Below are 16,265 nucleotides of genomic sequence, written 5' to 3'. Positions count from 1 at the left end.
TTTTTCCCGCAAAGATCCGCCCCGTCTCTCTCCGGGGAGGCCGGCGGAAAAACCCGCTGACTGCAAACGATGATCTGTCGTTGTTTTGCGTATCATTGCTACGGGACCATTATAATCATTTGCAGGAATTATTGCAATGCCCAGATTTGATGAATTTTAAAAGAAGGGGCCTATTTTCTTTTATAACCGCAGGAAAAATAAAGAAAAATCGAAAAAAGATGAAAAACCGGAAACAATCGGGCGGACGAATCCGTCGTAAAAAAACTGTAAATTTTTTTCGTTCCCGGTCCGGCTTAGAATTCTACCCCGGTGCGGGCGGGGATACCCCGGTCAAAGGGGTGCTTTTCCTTTTGAAAGCGGGTGACATAGTCCGCCCGGGCCGCCAGCTCCGCCGCCGGGTCCCGCCCGGTGAGGACCACCTCCGCCTTGGCACAGTCCAGCAGGGAGAGCAGCTCTGCCAGGGGGAGCAGCCCGGCGTTCACCCCGTCGCACACCTCGTCCAGCACCACCAGGCCGCAATTTGGGTCGGCGGCGGCCTGCTTGGCCCGGGCAAGCAGCTCCCGGGCCCGTCTGGCCTCCTGCTGCCGCTCCTCTTCCGTCATGGCGAAGAGAAACTTTACCCGCTCCGGCACGGGGAGGAGCGTCACCTGGGGCAGCCGGGCCAGAGCCGGGCGCTCGCCGCTGTCCGCCCCCTTTAAAAACTGGGCGATGACCACGGGCCTTCCCCGCCCCGCCATGCGCAGGGCCAAGCCCATGGCGGCGGTGGTCTTGCCCTTGCCGTCGCCGTGATAGAGATGGATCATGATAGCACCCCCTTAACAGTCTTTTTCGGCCATGATCCCGCAGGAGACGGCAAAGGACACCGCCAGGGCCACCCCGACCAGCAGGAGATAGGGGAGCAGGAGCAGCAGGGGCGGCAGCTCCTCCAGACGGGTCACCTGACTGCCGGACCACAGTTCGCCCTTGATGGAGACAAAGAGGGCGGCCACGGGCAGCAGGAGGGTGACGTACAGGGCTATCCGGGCCCGCTCCGGCCCCAGGCGATAGTTCAGGGGCATGGACACCGACAGGGCCAGCACCCCCACCAGCAGGGTGGCGGCGATGCTCATGCCGCACTCGGTCACCGCATCCCAGTCCCCAGAGAAGGAAAGCACCGCACACATGGCCGCCCCAAAGGCCGCAGCGCACAGCAGCACCAGCAGGGTGAACAGATACCGGGCGGCCACCAGGTCCCGGCGGCTGAGGGGCAGGGCGGCGGCATACCGGTCCCAGTGGGCCTGCTCGTCAAAGGCGAAGGCGGACATGGGCAGCATCATGGCGATGACCTCTAAAAAGGCGGCCACAAAGCTTATCGAGAATAGGCCGGTGACGGTCAGCACCGCGTACACGGCCAGCAGAAGCAGATAGCTCTTCAGGCTCTTTTTCAGCACCAGGGCATCTTTTAAGATCAAGCCGGTCATACGGCCTCCCCCTTTCCCACAAACAGCATGATATCGTCCAGGGTCACCGGCTCCACAGGAAGCTCCGGGTGGACCCGCTGAAAAGCTGCCCGGTCTGCCACAAGGGCGTGGCAGCCAAACTCCCCCCGGCGCACCCGGGTCAGCAGCTCCGGCTCCAGGGCGGCAAGCTGGGCGGCGGAGCAGCCCACCTGACCATACCGCTCCAATATCTCGTCCTTGGGCCCGGACAGGATGACCTTCCCCCGGTGGAGATAGGTGATGTAGTCGGCGATCTTCTCCAGGTCCCCGGTGATGTGGCTGGACAGGAGGACGGCGTGCTCCTCGTCGGAGACGAAGGAGAGCAGCTCCTCCAGAATGCTGTCCCGGACCACCGGGTCCAGTCCGGCGGTGGCCTCGTCCAAAATGAGCAGCCGGGGCCGGTGGGCCAGGGCGGCGGCCAGGGACAGCTTCATCTTCATCCCCCGGGACAGCTCCTTTACCGTCTTTTTTTCCGGCAGCTGGAATTTGTCCAGATAGTCCCGGAACAGCCCATCGTCCCAGGAGGGAAACACGGGGGCGAGGATGGCGGAGATGTCTTTGAGACGAAGGCTGTCGTGGAAAAAGCAGTCGTCCAGCACCACGCCCACCTCCGCCTTGGCCTGACGGGGCTGGCTCCAGGGGTCGCAGCCCAGCAGGGAGACGGTCCCCTCGTCCCGGCGGATCGTCCCCAGCAGGCATTTCAGCGTGGTGGTCTTACCGGCGCCGTTCTCCCCGATAAGGCCCATGATACAGCCCCCCGGAAGGGTGAAGGAGACGTCTTTCAGGGCAAAGCCGTCGAAGGACCTGCACAGCCCCTTGACTTCAATACAATTTGTCATAATATATCCCCTTTATACAAAATGGTGAGTGTTTCTTCCAGCTCCTCCAGGGTGATGCCGCCCTTGCGGGCCTCCTCTACCGCCTGACTGAGAAATTCCTCCGTCCGGCGCAGCTGGGCCTCCCGCAGCAGCTCCCGGTTTTGTGGGGCCACAAAGCAGCCCTTGCCGGGAACGTTCTCCAGAAAACCGTCCCGCTCCAGCTCCTCATAGGCCCGCTTTGTGGTGATGACCGAGATGCGCAGCTCCTTGGCCAGCAGACGCATAGAGGGCAGGGCCTCCCCCGCCGTCAGCGTCCCGGAGCAGACCTGCTCCTTCACCTGGTCGGCGATCTGCTGATAGATGGGTTTTCCGCTGGAGTTGCTTAATAGAATGTCCATATTCCGCCCCTTTCAACGCATCTGCCGCCCCCGCCCGGGGCGGGGAGAGGGCTGCAAAATGCGTTTGATTGAAATCACTGTATATATACTACATATACAATACAACGGGAGGCGGAAGTTGTCAAGAGAAAATTTGGGACAGCAAACACCCCCGGAGTGCCGCAGCGCTCCGGGGGTGTTTTTTGAGATGATAGGAAACGGGAACTTACTCCACCGTCAGTTGGCCGTCCTTGCAGTCCACCGTGAGGACCTGGCCGGGATTCACCTGATCGGCGATGATCTTCCGGCTGATGAGGGTCTCCACCGTGTGCTGCAGGTAGCGGCGCAGGGGACGGGCGCCGTATACGGGGTCATAGGCCTCGTCGATGATGTGGGTCTTGGCCTGGTCGGTGAGGCGGACCGTGAGCTGCTTGTCCTCCAGACGGCGGTTCAGCTCGTCCACCATCAGGTCGATGATGTGGGTGACGTTGTCCTTGGTCAGGGGCTTGTAGAACACGATCTCGTCCAGACGGTTCAGGAACTCGGGGCGGAAGGAGCGCTTGAGCAGCTCGTTCACCTGGTCCCGGGCCTGCTGGCTGATCTCGCCGTCGGGCTGGATGCCGTCCAGCAGGAACTGGCTGCCCAGGTTAGAGGTGAGGATGATGATGGTGTTCTTAAAGTCCACCGTGCGGCCCTGGCTGTCGGTGATGCGGCCATCGTCCAGCACCTGCAGCAGGATGTTGAACACGTCGGGGTGGGCCTTCTCCACCTCGTCGAACAGGATGACGGAATAGGGCTTGCGGCGCACCGCCTCGGTAAGCTGGCCGCCCTCCTCATAGCCCACATATCCCGGAGGAGCGCCGATGAGGCGGGACACGGAGAACTTCTCCATATACTCGGTCATGTCGATGCGGACCAGGTTCTTCTCCGAGTCGAACAGGGCCTCGGCCAGAGTCTTGGCCAGCTCGGTCTTGCCCACGCCGGTGGGGCCCAGGAACAGGAAGGAGCCGATGGGCCGCTTGGGATCGGCGATGCCGGCCCGGCTGCGCAGGATGGACTGGGACACCAAGCGCACCGCCTCGTCCTGACCCACCACACGCTTGTGGAGGATGTCCTCCAGGTGGAGCAGCTTCTCCCGCTCGCCCTCCATCAAACGGGCCACGGGGATGCCGGTCCAGCGCTGGATGATGCGGGCGATCTCCTCCTCGGTGACCTTATCCCGCAGCAGGGAGCGGGCCTTGCCCTCGTTGGCGATCTTCTCCTCCTCCTCCAGCTGCTTTTTCAGCTGGGGGATCTTGCCGTACTGCAGCTCGGCGGCCTTCTCCAGGTCATACTCCCGCTGGGCCTTCTCCAGGGCGGCGTTGGCCGCCTCCAGGTCCTCACGGAGCTTTTGGACCTTGCCGATGGCCCCCTTCTCGTTGTCCCACTGGGCCTTCTTGGCCTTGAACTCCTCCCGCATGTCGGAGAGCTCCTTCTGGATCTCGGCCAGATGCTCCTGAGACAGCTTGTCGGTCTCTTTCTTCAGGGCGGCCTCCTCGATCTCGTGCTGGATGATCTTCCGCTGGATCACGTCCAGCTCGGTGGGCATGGAGTCCATCTCGGTGCGGATCATGGCGCAGGCCTCGTCCACCAGGTCGATGGCCTTGTCGGGCAGGAACCGGTCGGTGATATAGCGGTTGGACAGGGTGGCGGCGGCGATGATGGCACCGTCGGTGATCTTCACGCCGTGATATACCTCGTAGCGCTCCTTCAGGCCACGGAGGATGGCGATGGCATCCTCCACCGTGGGCTCGCTGACCATCACGGGCTGGAACCGGCGCTCCAGGGCGGCATCCTTTTCGATATACTGGCGGTATTCGTTCAGGGTAGTCGCGCCGATGCAGTGCAGCTCGCCACGGGCCAGCATGGGCTTGAGCAGGTTGCCTGCGTCCATAGCGCCCTCGGTCTTGCCCGCACCCACGATGGTGTGCAGCTCGTCGATGAACAGGATGATCCGGCCCTCGGACTTCTTCACCTCGTTGAGCACGGCTTTCAGCCGCTCCTCAAACTCGCCCCGGTACTTGGCACCGGCGATCAGGCTGCCCATATCCAGGGCGAAGATGGTCTTGTCCTTCAGACTGCCGGGCACGTCGCCCTTCACGATTCGCTGGGCCAGACCCTCGGCGATGGCCGTTTTACCCACACCGGGCTCGCCGATGAGCACGGGGTTGTTCTTGCTCTTCCGGGACAGGATGCGGATGACGTTGCGGATCTCGTCGTCACGGCCGATGACGGGGTCCAGCTTGTTCTGGCGGGCCCGCTCCACCAGGTCAGAGCCGTACTTTTTCAGGGCATCATAGGTCTCCTCCGGGTTGTCGCTGGTGACCCGCTGGTTGCCCCGGACGGAGGCCAGGGCCTGCATCACCTTTTCCTTGGTGACGTTATAGGTGCGGAACAGCTCCTTCAGGGCGGGGTTGGCGGTGTCCAGCAGCCCCAGGAACAGGTGCTCCACGGAGATATACTCGTCCTTCATGGACTTGGCCGTCTCCTCGGCGGCGTTCAGGGCCCGGTCCACATCCTGGGCCACATAGACCTTGTCCGCCTCCCGGCCGCCGCCGGACACCTTGGGCAGCTTATTTACCTCTGCCTGCGCCGCCGCCAAAAAGCTGGGCACGGTCATACCCATGGCGGTGAGCAGCTGGGGGATAAAGCCCTCCTGATCGGCCACCAGAGCCAGCAGCAGATGCTGCTGTTCGATCTGCTGCTGACCATACTGCTGGGCCAGACTCTGGGCACCCTGGATGGCGGCGAGGGATTTTTGGGTGAGCTGATTCATATTCATAATAGAAACCTCCTTCGTTCGGGTTCCCGAAAACAGCTTGAGTTTTAGCACTCGACATGATTAAGTGCTAATTTAATTGTATAACAAAACCCTCTCGCTTTCAAGAGGGTTTTCAGAAAACCTTCGTAAAAAGTGACGTTACTGGATGGAGATGCTGCGCCGCTCGGGCTTCACGGCGGAGGCCTTGGGCAGGGTCAGCACCAGCACGCCGTTTTCAAAGGCGGCCCGGATGCCCTCCTGCTCAATGGCGGACACATCAAAGCTCCGGCGCACATCGCCGGCGCGGCGCTCCCGGCACACATACTGGCCCGCCTGCTGCTCCTTTTCCCGGTGGGCGGCGACGGTGAGCACATCCTCCTTCACGGTCAGGGAGATGTCCTCCTTGCGGAAGCCGGGCAGCTCGGCCTCCATGCGGTAGCTGTCCCCCTGGTCCAGAATATCCACGCAGAAGGAGACGGGCTGCTGAGACTGGTTGGAACTATATTCTCCGGCCCGGCGGTCGGTAGGGATCAAAGTATAAAACATGGAAAAAACTCCTTTCAAGCTCTGGCCCGGTATGCTCGCCTGGCCCGGAGCTCTTCTTAACTTTGTCCATAGTATACCGCCTGCCTGTGAACAATTCTTGCAAAAATTGTGTCTAAACTGTAAACGTTAGCAGTCTTGTGTGTTGAGTGCTAAAATAGACAGAAAGACACGCCGCCTGCCGGCTGTAAGCTCCGGCAGGCGGCGTGGTATGCTGCTGAGTGGCGCAGGTCTCAGTTCAGCTGGAACTGACCGGTGTACAGGCGGTAATACCGGCCCTGCTGCTCCAGCAGCTGCTCGTGGTCGCCCTTCTCCTCGATCTCGCCGTGCTCGATGACCACGATGCAGTTGGCGTTGCGCACGGTGGACAGGCGGTGGGCGATGACCAGCACCGTCCGGCCCTCCATCAGGGCGTCCATGCCCTTCTGGATGAGGGCCTCGGTGCGGGTATCGATGGAGGAGGTGGCCTCGTCCAGGATCATCACCGGCGGGTCGGCCACCGCCGCCCGGGCGATGGACAGCAGCTGGCGCTGGCCCTGGGACAGGCTGGCCCCGTCCCCGGTGATGACGGTGTCATACCCCTGGGGCAGGCGGCGGATGAAGGAGTGGGCGTTGGCGCTCTTGGCGGCGGCGATGCACTCCTCGTCGGTGGCGTCCAGGCGGCCATAGCGGATGTTGTCCATAATGGTACCGGTGAACAGGTGGGTGTCCTGGAGCACCGCACCCAGAGAGCGGCGCAGGTCGTCCTTGCGGATGGAGCGCACGTCGATGCCGTCGTAGGTGATCAGGCCGCCCTCGATCTCGTAAAACCGGTTGATGAGGTTGGTGATGGTGGTCTTTCCCGCACCGGTGGAACCAACAAAGGCGATCTTCTGGCCGGGGTTGGCGTAGACGGACACATCGTGGAGCACCCGCTTTCCGGGCACATAGGAGAAGTCCACATGGTTAAAGCGCACCGCACCCTTCAGCTCCACATAGGCGGCATCCTCCCCCTCCACACAGCGCACCGCACCACGGATGGGGTGCAGGCCCATGATCCCGTCGGGACCGGGGTATTTCCAGGCCCAGCCCTTGTTCTCCCCGGAGGGATCAGCGTCCTCGGGCAGCTCTACAGCGGTCTTGTCGGGCAGGTGCAGCACCCGCACCAGGCGCATGGGCTGACTTTTGGGTACTTTCCAGGCCCAGGTGCCCGTGCGGGCCTGACCGGGGGCCAGGGGGGTGAGCACCCCGTTTTCCTTTTTGGCCCGGACCAGAGTCACCTGGCCCTGATCCGTCTCGGGCTGGGTGTCCATCACCTGGAAGATGCGCTCTGCGCCCGCCATGGCGGACAGCAGGGTGGTCATCTGCTGGGAGATCTGGTTCATGGGCTGTCCCACCTGTTTGGAGTAGTTCAGATAGACCACCAGACCGCCCAGGTCAAAGCCCTGGAGGACGGACAGCAGACCGCCTACCGCAGCGGTGAGGGCATAGCTGATGTTCATCAGGTTGCCGGACACGGGCATGATCATGGTGGAATAGAAGTTGGCCTTTTGGGCCGCATCCCGATAGGCCTGGTTCAGCTTTTGAAAGTCGGCCTTGGCCTGCTCCTCGTGGGTGAAGGCCTTGACCACTTTCAGCCCCTCGATGGTCTCCTGGATGCTGCCGTTGACCTTGCCCAGGGCGGCCTGCTGCTGCTGATAGAAGCGGCGGCTGCGTCCGCCCAGCTGTTTGAACAGGGTCATGGTCAAAGCCAGCACCAGGGCGGTGACCACAAACAGCTTCCAGTTGATGATCAGCATCATGACCACCAGGCCCACAAAGGTGAAGCAGCTGGACAGCATGGATACCACGCTCTGCTCCAGGGCCAGCTGCACGTTGTCTGCGTCGTTGGTGAAGCGGCTCATCAGCTCGCCGTGGGGGTGGCGGTCGAAATAGGACAGGGGCAGGTCCTGCAATTTGTCAAACAGGTCCCGGCGCAGGCGGTTCACCCCCCGCTGGGCCAGCTGGACCATAATGGCCGACTGGCCATAGGTGGCTGCAGCGGAGAGCAGCTCCACAGCGATGAGCAGCAGGATCGCCCGGCCCAATCCGGCAAAGTCGGTGCAGCCCGACCAGACAAAGTCGTTGATGATGCCCCGCATCATATAGGAGCCGCCGATGTTGGTGGCCACGGACAGCAGCAAAAAGACCAGCACAGCCAGCAGGGGCAGTTTGCTGCGGGTGAGGTAGCCCAGCAGGCGGCTTACCGTCTTTTTCAGATTTTTCGGCTTTTGATAGCCCCCTCTGGGGGCGCGATTGGGTCCCGGCATTATTCACCCACCCCTTCCTGCTGGGAGCGATAGATCTCCTGATAGATGCTGTTGCTGGCCAGCAGCTCCCGGTGGGTGCCCTGTCCGGCAATGTGGTCGTCGTCCAGAATGATGATCTCGTCGGCATACTGCACCGAGGAGATGCGCTGGGCGATCATGATGACGGTGGTGCCCTTCAGATTCCTGGCGAAGGACTCCCGGATGGCCGCCTCGGTGGCCGAGTCCACGGCGGAGGTGGAGTCGTCCAGAATGAGAATGGCGGGCTTGCGCAGCATGGCCCGGGCGATGCACAGGCGCTGCTTCTGGCCGCCGGAGACGTTCACGCCCCCCTGGTCCAGCACGGTGTCGAACCCGTCGGGGAAGGACATGATAAAGTCATAGGCCTGGGCATCTTTGGCCGCCCGGATCATGTCCTCCTCGGTGGCGTTGGGGTCGCCCCACAGCAAGTTCTCCCGGATGGTGCCGGTAAAAAGCACGTTGGTCTGCAGCACCATGCCGATGCGCCCCCGCAGCTCCTCCAGGGGATAGTCCCGCACGTCCACCCCGTCCACCAGCACTGCGCCGCCGGTGACATCATAGAACCGGGGGATCAGGTTGACCAGAGAGGACTTGCCCGTGCCCGTGCCGCCTACAATGGCCAGGAATTTGCCCGGCTCCACCGTAAAGCTGATGTGGGAGAGTACGTCGTCCCCGCTGCCGGCGGCCTGATATTTGAAGGACACGTCCCGGAATTCCACCGCACCCCGGGGGGCGGGGAGAAGCGCGCCCTCTGTCTCCGGCCGGTCGGCCACCGAGGGCCGGGTGTCCAGCACCTGCTGGATGCGGGCGGCGCAGGCCTGGGCCCGGGACAGCTGGAGCAGGGACATGGCCACCAACATCACGCTCATCAGGATCTGAAACACATAGTTCAAAAAGGCCTGGAGCCGGCCCAGGTCAAAGGTGCCCCCCATGACCATTTTGCCGCCGAAGTACAGCCCGGCCACCGTGGCGGCGTTCATGGCGATGATCATTGCGGGCATGATGGCGATGATGCGCATACCCACAGACAGGGCGGCCCCGGTGAGATCGTCGTTGGACTGTTTGAACTTCTTCCGCTCGTGGTCCTCCCGGACAAAGGCCTTTACCACCCGGATGGCCACCAGATTCTCCTGCAGGGTGTTGTTCAGGGCATCGATCTTGGTCTGCAGGGTTTTAAACAGCTTGGTACAGGTTTTCATCAGATATCCGATGACGAGCATCATCAGGGGGATGATGACCGCTAAAATCAGGGCCAGTCTGGCATTGAGATAGCAGCTGACGGCAACGGCCACCACAAGCATCACCGGGGCCCGCACCAGCATCCGCAGACCCATGGCCAGCATCATGGTCATGTTGTTCACGTCGTTGGTCATGCGGGTGATGAGAGAGGCGGAGGAGAAGCGGTCGATGTCCGCAAAGGAAAACTCCTGTACCTTGTCAAACAGGCACTGGCGCAGATTGGCGCCGAAGCCCTGGCTGGCAAAGGCCGCATATTTCGAGGCCAGCACACCGCAGAGCATAGAGACTGCGGCCAGTACCAGCATCAGCGCCCCCAGCTTGAAGATGAGCCCCACGTCTCCGGCGGGGATGGCCGTGTCCACGATCTGGGCCATGACCAGGGGGAGCAGCAGCTCGCAGATGACCTCCAGAATGATGAGAATGGGCGATTTCAGCGCCTCTTTCTGATATCCCTGGAGGTGAGTCATAAACAGGGAAAGCAAATTAAGATTCCTCCTTTACTTGGGGTGGCTGCGGGGCGGGGCGGCGCAGGTTTTCCAGCATCCGGCGGCGCAGGACCAGCAGCTGCTGCCGCTCCTCCTGGGTGAAGCCGGCCAGCATCCGCTCGGACACGGCCTGAAAGGCCGCCTGGCAGCCCTCCACCGCAGAGCGGCCCTTGTCCGTCAGCATCACCCGGTTGCGCCTGGCATCCTTCTGCCCCGGCTCCCGGCGGACATAGCCCCCCCGCTCCAGGGATTTCAGGGAGTTTGCCACGGCGGCGGGGGAGATATGCAGCAGCACGGCCAGGTCCCGCTGGGCGTGGCCCTCCGGGTCGTCGCTCTGATACCCCTCTAAAATGGTCAGCAGCATGGGGTGGCCGATCTCGCTTAGGCCCCGGCGGCTGAGCTCCTCGCTGACGGCGCTGCGGTGGGCGTGGTTGATCTGCTGGCTGAGCAGCTCCAGCTGATCGCTGGGGATAGGCATGGCGTTGCCTCCTTTCAGTGGCGGGACAGTGGTCCTGCCTCTATTGTTAACCTATTTATCGTTAAGGTGCTTATTATTTTACCACGCCGCCGCCCAATGTCAACGGCTTTTTCCTATCGTTTCAATTCTGTTTATATTTTTCGTACAAGCGCCGAATCTGTCTCAGAGACCGGGGAAAAAGGTCAGCTATTTGACCACGCGCTGCCCCGGGAACCAACCGCCCGGCCCCGGCATAGCATGGGCAAACTGCCAAAACGAGGAGGAGAGGCTATGAAACAGATGGGCAGATTGAGTGTGCGGGTGTACACCACCCAGGCGGAGCTGCCTCTGGAGGGAGCCACGGTGGCGGTGCTGCAGAAGGGGGAGGGCGGGCGATACCGCCTGCTCAGTCTTCAGTCCACAGACAGCAGCGGGCGCATTACCTCTGTGGACATCCCGGCCCCGGCGGCTGAGGAGAGCATCGCCCCCGGGGCGGCGGACGGCCCGAAGTGCTTTTCGGTGTGCAGCGTGTGGGCCGAGCACCCGGGCTATGCCATGCTGCAGGTGGACGGGGTGCAGATCTTCCCCGGGGTGGAGACGGTACAGAATATGGAACTCATCCCCTTGGTGCGGGGACAGAGCAGCCTGCAGCAGCGGACGGTGCGGGATATTCCCGCCCAGGATCTGTGAGGTGACGGGATGCCGGTGATCTTTCCCTATATCCCCCGCACCATCACCGTCCATCTGGGTGCCCCGGATCAGGCGGCGGAGAACGTGACGGTGAGCTTTCCCGACTATGTGAAAAACGTGGCCTCCAGCGAGATCTACCCCACCTGGGAGCCGGCGGCCATCCGGGCCAACGTGCTGGCCATCGTGTCCTTTGCGCTGAACCGGGTGTATACCGAGTTCTATCCCAGCCGGGGCTATGATTTTCAGATCACCTCCACCACCGCCTATGACCAGAAATTTATCCGGGGGAGGGACATCTTTCAGCCCATCAGCCAGGTGGTGGACGAATTCTTCGACGACTATATCCGCCGGGTGGGCTTTGTAGAGCCACTGAGCGCAAAATTCTGCAACGGCACCACCACAAAATGCGACGGCCTGTCCCAGTGGGGCAGCCAGGAGCTGGCCCAGGCGGGCTATAACTTTATGGACATCCTGCGGCGGTACTATGGGGATGACATCGAACTGGTGCTGGATGCCCCCGTCCGGGACCTGGAGCACTCCTATCCCGGCACACCCCTGCGCCTGGGGGACTTCGGCCCCCAGGTGCTCACCGCCCAGGTGATGCTCAACCGGGTGGCGCAGAATTATCCGGCGATCCCTAAAATATACCCCACCATCGGCCTGTTCACCCGGGAGATGGAGGAGACGGTGAAAGAGTTTCAGCGGGTGTTCAGCCTGACCCCGGACGGGGTCATCGGCAAGGGGACCTGGTATAAGCTGGTCTATCTCTATGTGGGGGTCACCGGTCTGGCCGAGCTGGTCAGCCAGGGACAGACCATGTACCGCCTGCGGTTTCAGTTTCCGGGGACCATGCGCCTGGGGGACCGGGGAGACGGAGTGACGGCGGTGCAGGATATGCTCTCCCTGCTGGCGGAGTTTGACGATGCCCTGACCCCGGTGACACCAGACGGGGTGTTCGGCCCGGAGACTCAGCGTGCGGTGCAGGCCTATCAGCGCTGGGCGGGGCTGGCGGATGACGGCGTGGTCGGCCCGGCCACCTGGAACGCCATGTTCCAGCGCTTTATCCGGGAGGAGGACGCCCTGGAGGAGGAGATGGCGCGCCTGGGCCAATATCCGGGCTATGCCCTGCGGCTGGGGCAGACGGATCGAAAGGGGAGAGGATGACATGGAACACAACGCCCAGATGGTCCGCCCGGTGTGGGGCCTGCAATATATGCTGTCCCGACTGGCGGAGAAGCACCCTTTTCTGCCCAGGCTCACCCCAGACGGGGTGTTCGGGGAGAAGACGCTGGAGGCGGTGATGCTCTTCCAGCGGGAATTGCTCCGGCCCGTCACCGGGGTGGTGGACCGAAGGACCTGGGACGAGATCAGCCGGGCCTGGAGCCGGCTGGAGCGGGAGCAGGCCGCCCCCAGGGCTTTGAGGGCCTTTCCCGGGGAGGGGTGCCAGGTGGCTCCGGGTCAGGAGCGGGAGTTCATGGCCCTGCCTCAGCTGATGTTCCGGCTGCTGTCCTACTATCTGGATGGGGTGTCCCCCGACCTGCCCGACGGGCGGCACGGGACGGCCTCGGAGCAGAACGTGCGCTGGCTGCAGGAGCGGGCCGGGCTGCCCGTCACCGGCGTGATGGATCAGGCCACCTGGGACGCTCTGGCCCGGCTGTATGAGCTGTTCGTGGTGAAGGACTTAGAGCAGCTGGAACAGAAATATTCCGGGGGCTGGGGATGAATTTGAGTTAGGAGTTAGGAGGGATGAGTTAGGAGGGATGAGTTAGGAGTTAGGGGGTCGCTGAAAAGGCCGCAGTGTCTGTCATTGCGAGGAGGGGCGAAGCCACGACGTGGCGATCCGTCTCCCTCGCTGACGGCAAACGCTGCGGTCTTTTGTTGTTAGTTTGGATGGGTCAGCGTTTCCAGCAGGGACACGTTTTCCCGTATCCTGGTGTTGTCCGGTTCCAGCGCCTGAGCCTGGCGGGCCGCTTCCAGCGCCTGGGGCAGGCGGCCCGTGGCGTAGAAGGCGATGGAGCGCAGGTCGTGGGGCAGGCTGCCCCAGGGGGCGGCCTCGCAGATATAGGTGCGGGGGCGGCGGGTGATGGTCAGGGCGCAGCCGGTGAAATACAGCACCCCGTCCCACGCCTCCTGGCGGTAGAGCAGCTGGGCCAGGTCCAGATAGGGCTCCCGCAGGTGGGGAGCCTCGGCCACCGCCCGGAGATACCAGTCCCGGGCTTTGTCCGGCTGTCCCTTGCGGTCATAGGCAGCGGCGATGTACCGCATAGAGGCCGCCCGCTCGTCGGGCCAGTCGGCGCTTGGCATGGCCAGGTGCCGCTTCAGGGTGGCGATGCAGTCGTCCCAGCGGCCATAGTACAGGTATTCCCGGCCCAGATAGTGGACGTTCCGGTCATCCTCCGGGTCCTCCGCCACGGACAGCTCCAGCAGGGGCAGATACTGCCCCCGGGACTTCTTTGGGTCCGGGTGGTGATCCAACTGCACCCCATCGGCCACCACCGTGGGCCCCGGCTTGCCCGGACCGGTCCAGCACAGTACCTCGTGTACCGGGTGGACCCACTGATAGCCCCGGCGGGCGTGGGCCTTCTCATACCAGAACACCACCCCCTCCGAGCCGTCAGGCTGGAAGGACCAGGTGTAGCGATAGGTGGCCTGCCCCGCCCCGGGGGACCAGGCCCGCTCCAACAGTTCCCGCCAGCCGGGGTGGAACACCTCGTCCAGGTCGGTACAGACGCAGATATCTGTGTCCGGCGGGATCAGCTCCATAGAGCGGTTCCGGGCGGTGTCAAAGCGCCAGGGGGAGATGACCTCCTCCGTGACGCTGGCCCCCAGGCTGCGCAGCAGCTGGGGCGTGCCGTCGGTGGAGCCGGTGTCCAGCACCACGATGTGGTCCGCCTCGGACATGGAGTCCATCCAGCGGCGGGCAAATTTGGCCTCGTTCTTACAGATGGCATAGACGCAGACGTGATAGTTCCCCATGTTTCTCCCTCCCTGTGGAAACTGCGGCGCTCCCCGGTGGAGAGCGCCGCAGTTCAGACGGTCAGTTGGCCAGCAGTCCGGCCCCCCGCAGGGAGCCCAGCAGCTCGTTGATCTTCAGAATGATGTCCGCTTGGCTGGCGCCGGGGGCCAGATCCGTCACCGCTTCTCCGGGGGTGACGACTCCGGCGGGGCCTGTGGCGCCCGTGGCCCCGGCAGGTCCGGCAGGGCCGGCGGGGCCGACAGCGCCGGTTGCTCCGGCAGGACCGGCAGGTCCGGTTGGGCCGGTGGGGCCTACGGCTCCCGCAGCGCCCGTGGCTCCGGTGGCTCCGGTGGGCCCGGTGGGGCCGACAGGACCGACAGCACCGGTTGCCCCGGCAGGACCGGCAGGGCCGGTTGGGCCTATGGCTCCCGGAGCGCCTGTGGCCCCGGTGGGCCCGGTGGGGCCGACAGGACCGACAGCACCGGTTGCCCCGGCAGGACCGGCAGGGCCGGTTGGGCCTATGGCTCCCGTAGCGCCCGTGGCTCCGGTCGCTCCGGTGGGCCCGGTGGGGCCGACAGGCCCGATGGCTCCGGCAGCCCCGGCGGGGCCGGGCACGCCCTGAGGCCCCTGGGGTCCCTGTGCGCCCTGTGGGCCGGGGATACCCTGTGGGCCGGTTGGGCCGGTGGCCCCGTCAGGCCCGGGGATCCCCTGGGGACCGGTGGGCCCCATGGGGCCGGGCATGGGGGGATAGGGAGGATAGGGCGGCGGAGCCGGAGGCCCGGGCGGCGCAGGGGGCGGAGGACAGGGAGGCTCCGGGCGGCAGCAGCCGCCGCTGAGAGAGGCGTACACGCCGCCGCTGCAGCGCCGCTCCCAATCGGAAGGATAGTATTGTTTCATAATGCGCTCCTTTGCCGTTTCAGTGCATGTGCTGTGGCAGTGCCACGGTCCATTCTATGCAGCGGGGCACGGGGTGTGTCTTATGGGAAGATTGGCGGCTTTACATCCGGCGGCTTTTTTGGCATAATAAAAATACTGTTGCAGAATCCTCCAGTCATCGCCTGCGGCGATGCCAGCCCCCTTTGACAAGGGGGCCTGATCAAAGAGAAAAACAGCCCCCTTGTGAAAGGGGGGAGGGCCGCATCAGCGGCGGGGGGATTCCGTTCTAAATAACCAGGAGGATATCAATGAGCGAACACATGGAGATGCCAACTCTGCTGTTCTGGGAGAACGGCAACGTATGGTATGGCAGCAAGGGGAACACCCGCTTTTTTATCCAGCCCGTGAAACACGATCCGCCGGAAGATCAGCCGGAGGGGGAGCCCAGGTATACGCTGGATGTGGAGGTGTGGCCCGGACCGCTGACCAAGTCCCTCAGCCAGATCACGGCCACAAACAGCTTTCCCCGCACATTAGAAGGCATGGACCAGATGGTCCGGTGGCTGGAGGAGCAGGCCGAAGCGCACAACGAAAAGGCATAAAAAATTGCCGCCGGACGTCTTTTCGTCTGGCGGCAATTTGCGCATCTGCGTATGGGGTGGGGTCAAACTTTGACCACGGCTCTGCTGCGGCTGAGGACGGTGTAGACCACCGTGGCGGCCACCAGTCCGAACACGCCCTGGACGATGTTGCCGGGGATGGAGGCGGCGGCAGCCAGACCCTTGCCCAGCCACAGGCTGGCATAGGCGAAATAGCCCAGGACCATGATGACCTCGGCGGCCACGCCGCCCGCCACCTGACCGGCCAGCATGGCGGAGGGGGCCTTTTTGGTCATGGCCCGAAGGATCAAAGCGGCGGCCGCAGCCATGAGAAACTTGATGGCGAATGTGCCGGGGACATAGTGGGCATAGCCGGACAGCAGGTCGGCCAGGGCAGAGCCGATGCCGGCGGCAGCTCCGCCATACAGGGGGCCCAGCATCCAGGCGGAGATGAGCACGGCGCAGTCGCCCAGGTTTACATAGCCCTGCATGGGGGAGGGCACCTGAATGACCATGGTCATAACGGTGCACAGGGCGGCCATCAGGGCGGAGAGCACCAGCTTGCGGATCTTGGAATCAGTCATATGTCTCGCTCCTTTTTCGGCAGAGGGAAAAAACGGTTTCCCTTGCTTTTTTGCTTG

The 16,265-nt window shown here is 63.2% G+C and carries 16 protein-coding genes; 4 read left to right on the top strand and 12 right to left on the bottom strand.

The window, feature by feature from the left end:
- Nucleotides 1-293: 293 nt before the first annotated feature.
- The 9 genes from H8S55_RS00585 to H8S55_RS00545 all read right to left on the bottom strand — a co-directional run bounded on the left by H8S55_RS00585 (nucleotide 294) and on the right by H8S55_RS00545 (nucleotide 10,524).
- A complete protein-coding gene (locus tag H8S55_RS00585) occupies nucleotides 294-803 on the bottom strand; it encodes a cob(I)yrinic acid a,c-diamide adenosyltransferase (protein ID WP_186877376.1) in 510 nt (169 codons plus the stop codon).
- Between the two features lie 12 nt (nucleotides 804-815).
- Nucleotides 816-1,460, bottom strand: a complete 645-nt coding sequence (locus H8S55_RS00580; RefSeq protein ID WP_186877375.1) for an ABC-2 transporter permease — start codon at nucleotides 1,458-1,460, stop codon at nucleotides 816-818.
- Nucleotides 1,457-2,317 (bottom strand): ABC transporter ATP-binding protein, encoded by an 861-nt coding sequence (locus tag H8S55_RS00575; protein WP_186877374.1) that lies wholly within the window; start codon nucleotides 2,315-2,317, stop codon nucleotides 1,457-1,459. The genes H8S55_RS00580 and H8S55_RS00575 overlap by 4 nt, the downstream gene beginning before the upstream one ends.
- Nucleotides 2,314-2,694 carry a GntR family transcriptional regulator gene (locus H8S55_RS00570; RefSeq protein WP_186877373.1) on the bottom strand — a complete coding sequence of 127 codons (381 nt, stop codon included), beginning with the start codon at nucleotides 2,692-2,694 and terminating at the stop codon, nucleotides 2,314-2,316. The genes H8S55_RS00575 and H8S55_RS00570 overlap by 4 nt, the downstream gene beginning before the upstream one ends.
- A gap of 205 nt (nucleotides 2,695-2,899) precedes the next feature.
- Nucleotides 2,900-5,494 carry an ATP-dependent chaperone ClpB gene (clpB, locus tag H8S55_RS00565; protein WP_186877372.1) on the bottom strand — a complete coding sequence of 865 codons (2,595 nt, stop codon included), beginning with the start codon at nucleotides 5,492-5,494 and terminating at the stop codon, nucleotides 2,900-2,902.
- A gap of 138 nt (nucleotides 5,495-5,632) precedes the next feature.
- Complete coding sequence (locus H8S55_RS00560) at nucleotides 5,633-6,019, bottom strand: Hsp20/alpha crystallin family protein (protein WP_147561537.1); 387 nt, start codon at nucleotides 6,017-6,019, stop codon at nucleotides 5,633-5,635.
- Nucleotides 6,020-6,249: 230 nt separating this feature from the next.
- Nucleotides 6,250-8,304, bottom strand: coding sequence for an ABC transporter ATP-binding protein (locus H8S55_RS00555; RefSeq protein ID WP_186877371.1), 2,055 nt, complete (start codon nucleotides 8,302-8,304; stop codon nucleotides 6,250-6,252).
- A complete protein-coding gene (locus H8S55_RS00550) occupies nucleotides 8,304-10,043 on the bottom strand; it encodes an ABC transporter ATP-binding protein (protein ID WP_186877370.1) in 1,740 nt (579 codons plus the stop codon). The genes H8S55_RS00555 and H8S55_RS00550 overlap by 1 nt, the downstream gene beginning before the upstream one ends.
- 1 nt (nucleotide 10,044) lies before the next feature.
- A complete protein-coding gene (locus tag H8S55_RS00545) occupies nucleotides 10,045-10,524 on the bottom strand; it encodes a MarR family winged helix-turn-helix transcriptional regulator (RefSeq protein ID WP_186877369.1) in 480 nt (159 codons plus the stop codon).
- Nucleotides 10,525-10,794: 270 nt separating this feature from the next.
- Between H8S55_RS00545 and H8S55_RS00540 the strand changes: the two genes are divergently transcribed.
- From H8S55_RS00540 to H8S55_RS00530, 3 genes are read left to right on the top strand one after another with little or no spacing between them, the layout of a single operon-like run.
- A complete protein-coding gene (locus H8S55_RS00540; RefSeq protein WP_186877368.1) occupies nucleotides 10,795-11,193 on the top strand; it encodes a spore cortex-lytic protein in 399 nt (132 codons plus the stop codon).
- 9 nt (nucleotides 11,194-11,202) lie between these two features.
- Complete coding sequence (locus H8S55_RS00535) at nucleotides 11,203-12,357, top strand: peptidoglycan-binding protein (protein WP_186877367.1); 1,155 nt, start codon at nucleotides 11,203-11,205, stop codon at nucleotides 12,355-12,357.
- A 1-nt stretch (nucleotide 12,358) separates the two neighbouring features.
- Nucleotides 12,359-12,916 carry a peptidoglycan-binding domain-containing protein gene (locus tag H8S55_RS00530; protein WP_186877366.1) on the top strand — a complete coding sequence of 186 codons (558 nt, stop codon included), beginning with the start codon at nucleotides 12,359-12,361 and terminating at the stop codon, nucleotides 12,914-12,916.
- Between the two features lie 158 nt (nucleotides 12,917-13,074).
- On the opposite strand, the gene H8S55_RS00525 is transcribed toward H8S55_RS00530, so the two are convergent.
- Nucleotides 13,075-14,169, bottom strand: coding sequence for a tetratricopeptide repeat-containing glycosyltransferase (locus H8S55_RS00525; protein WP_147563927.1), 1,095 nt, complete (start codon nucleotides 14,167-14,169; stop codon nucleotides 13,075-13,077).
- Nucleotides 14,170-14,230: 61 nt separating this feature from the next.
- Nucleotides 14,231-15,046 (bottom strand): collagen-like domain-containing protein, encoded by an 816-nt coding sequence (locus tag H8S55_RS00520; RefSeq protein WP_186877365.1) that lies wholly within the window; start codon nucleotides 15,044-15,046, stop codon nucleotides 14,231-14,233.
- A gap of 287 nt (nucleotides 15,047-15,333) precedes the next feature.
- Here H8S55_RS00520 and H8S55_RS00515 point away from each other — a divergent pair, with 287 nt between their 5' ends.
- Complete coding sequence (locus tag H8S55_RS00515) at nucleotides 15,334-15,627, top strand: hypothetical protein (RefSeq protein WP_186877364.1); 294 nt, start codon at nucleotides 15,334-15,336, stop codon at nucleotides 15,625-15,627.
- Nucleotides 15,628-15,689: 62 nt separating this feature from the next.
- Here the strand turns inward: H8S55_RS00515 and H8S55_RS00510 are convergent, their stop codons facing one another.
- Nucleotides 15,690-16,208, bottom strand: a complete 519-nt coding sequence (locus tag H8S55_RS00510) for an ECF transporter S component (protein ID WP_186877363.1) — start codon at nucleotides 16,206-16,208, stop codon at nucleotides 15,690-15,692.
- Between the last annotated feature and the right edge of the window lie 57 nt (nucleotides 16,209-16,265).

The organism is Flintibacter faecis (assembly GCF_014287875.1).
Classification (GTDB): domain Bacteria; phylum Bacillota; class Clostridia; order Oscillospirales; family Oscillospiraceae; genus Lawsonibacter; species Lawsonibacter faecis_A.
The sequence above is the reverse complement of the archived record's forward strand: the minus strand, read 5'-3'. Positions and strand labels throughout refer to the sequence as shown.

Excerpts from the sequence above, each read along its gene's own strand:
- H8S55_RS00585 (WP_186877376.1), bottom strand. The coding sequence starts at position 803 with ATGATCCATCTCTATCACGGCGACGGCAAGGGCAAGACCACCGCCGCC.
- H8S55_RS00580 (WP_186877375.1), bottom strand. The coding sequence starts at position 1,460 with ATGACCGGCTTGATCTTAAAAGATGCCCTGGTGCTGAAAAAGAGCCTG.
- H8S55_RS00575 (WP_186877374.1), bottom strand. The coding sequence starts at position 2,317 with ATGACAAATTGTATTGAAGTCAAGGGGCTGTGCAGGTCCTTCGACGGC.
- H8S55_RS00570 (WP_186877373.1), bottom strand. The coding sequence starts at position 2,694 with ATGGACATTCTATTAAGCAACTCCAGCGGAAAACCCATCTATCAGCAG.
- clpB (WP_186877372.1), bottom strand. The coding sequence starts at position 5,494 with ATGAATATGAATCAGCTCACCCAAAAATCCCTCGCCGCCATCCAGGGT.
- H8S55_RS00560 (WP_147561537.1), bottom strand. The coding sequence starts at position 6,019 with ATGTTTTATACTTTGATCCCTACCGACCGCCGGGCCGGAGAATATAGT.
- H8S55_RS00555 (WP_186877371.1), bottom strand. The coding sequence starts at position 8,304 with ATGCCGGGACCCAATCGCGCCCCCAGAGGGGGCTATCAAAAGCCGAAA.
- H8S55_RS00545 (WP_186877369.1), bottom strand. The coding sequence starts at position 10,524 with ATGCCTATCCCCAGCGATCAGCTGGAGCTGCTCAGCCAGCAGATCAAC.
- H8S55_RS00540 (WP_186877368.1), top strand. The coding sequence starts at position 10,795 with ATGAAACAGATGGGCAGATTGAGTGTGCGGGTGTACACCACCCAGGCG.
- H8S55_RS00535 (WP_186877367.1), top strand. The coding sequence starts at position 11,203 with ATGCCGGTGATCTTTCCCTATATCCCCCGCACCATCACCGTCCATCTG.
- H8S55_RS00530 (WP_186877366.1), top strand. The coding sequence starts at position 12,359 with ATGGAACACAACGCCCAGATGGTCCGCCCGGTGTGGGGCCTGCAATAT.
- H8S55_RS00525 (WP_147563927.1), bottom strand. The coding sequence starts at position 14,169 with ATGGGGAACTATCACGTCTGCGTCTATGCCATCTGTAAGAACGAGGCC.
- H8S55_RS00520 (WP_186877365.1), bottom strand. The coding sequence starts at position 15,046 with ATGAAACAATACTATCCTTCCGATTGGGAGCGGCGCTGCAGCGGCGGC.
- H8S55_RS00515 (WP_186877364.1), top strand. The coding sequence starts at position 15,334 with ATGAGCGAACACATGGAGATGCCAACTCTGCTGTTCTGGGAGAACGGC.
- H8S55_RS00510 (WP_186877363.1), bottom strand. The coding sequence starts at position 16,208 with ATGACTGATTCCAAGATCCGCAAGCTGGTGCTCTCCGCCCTGATGGCC.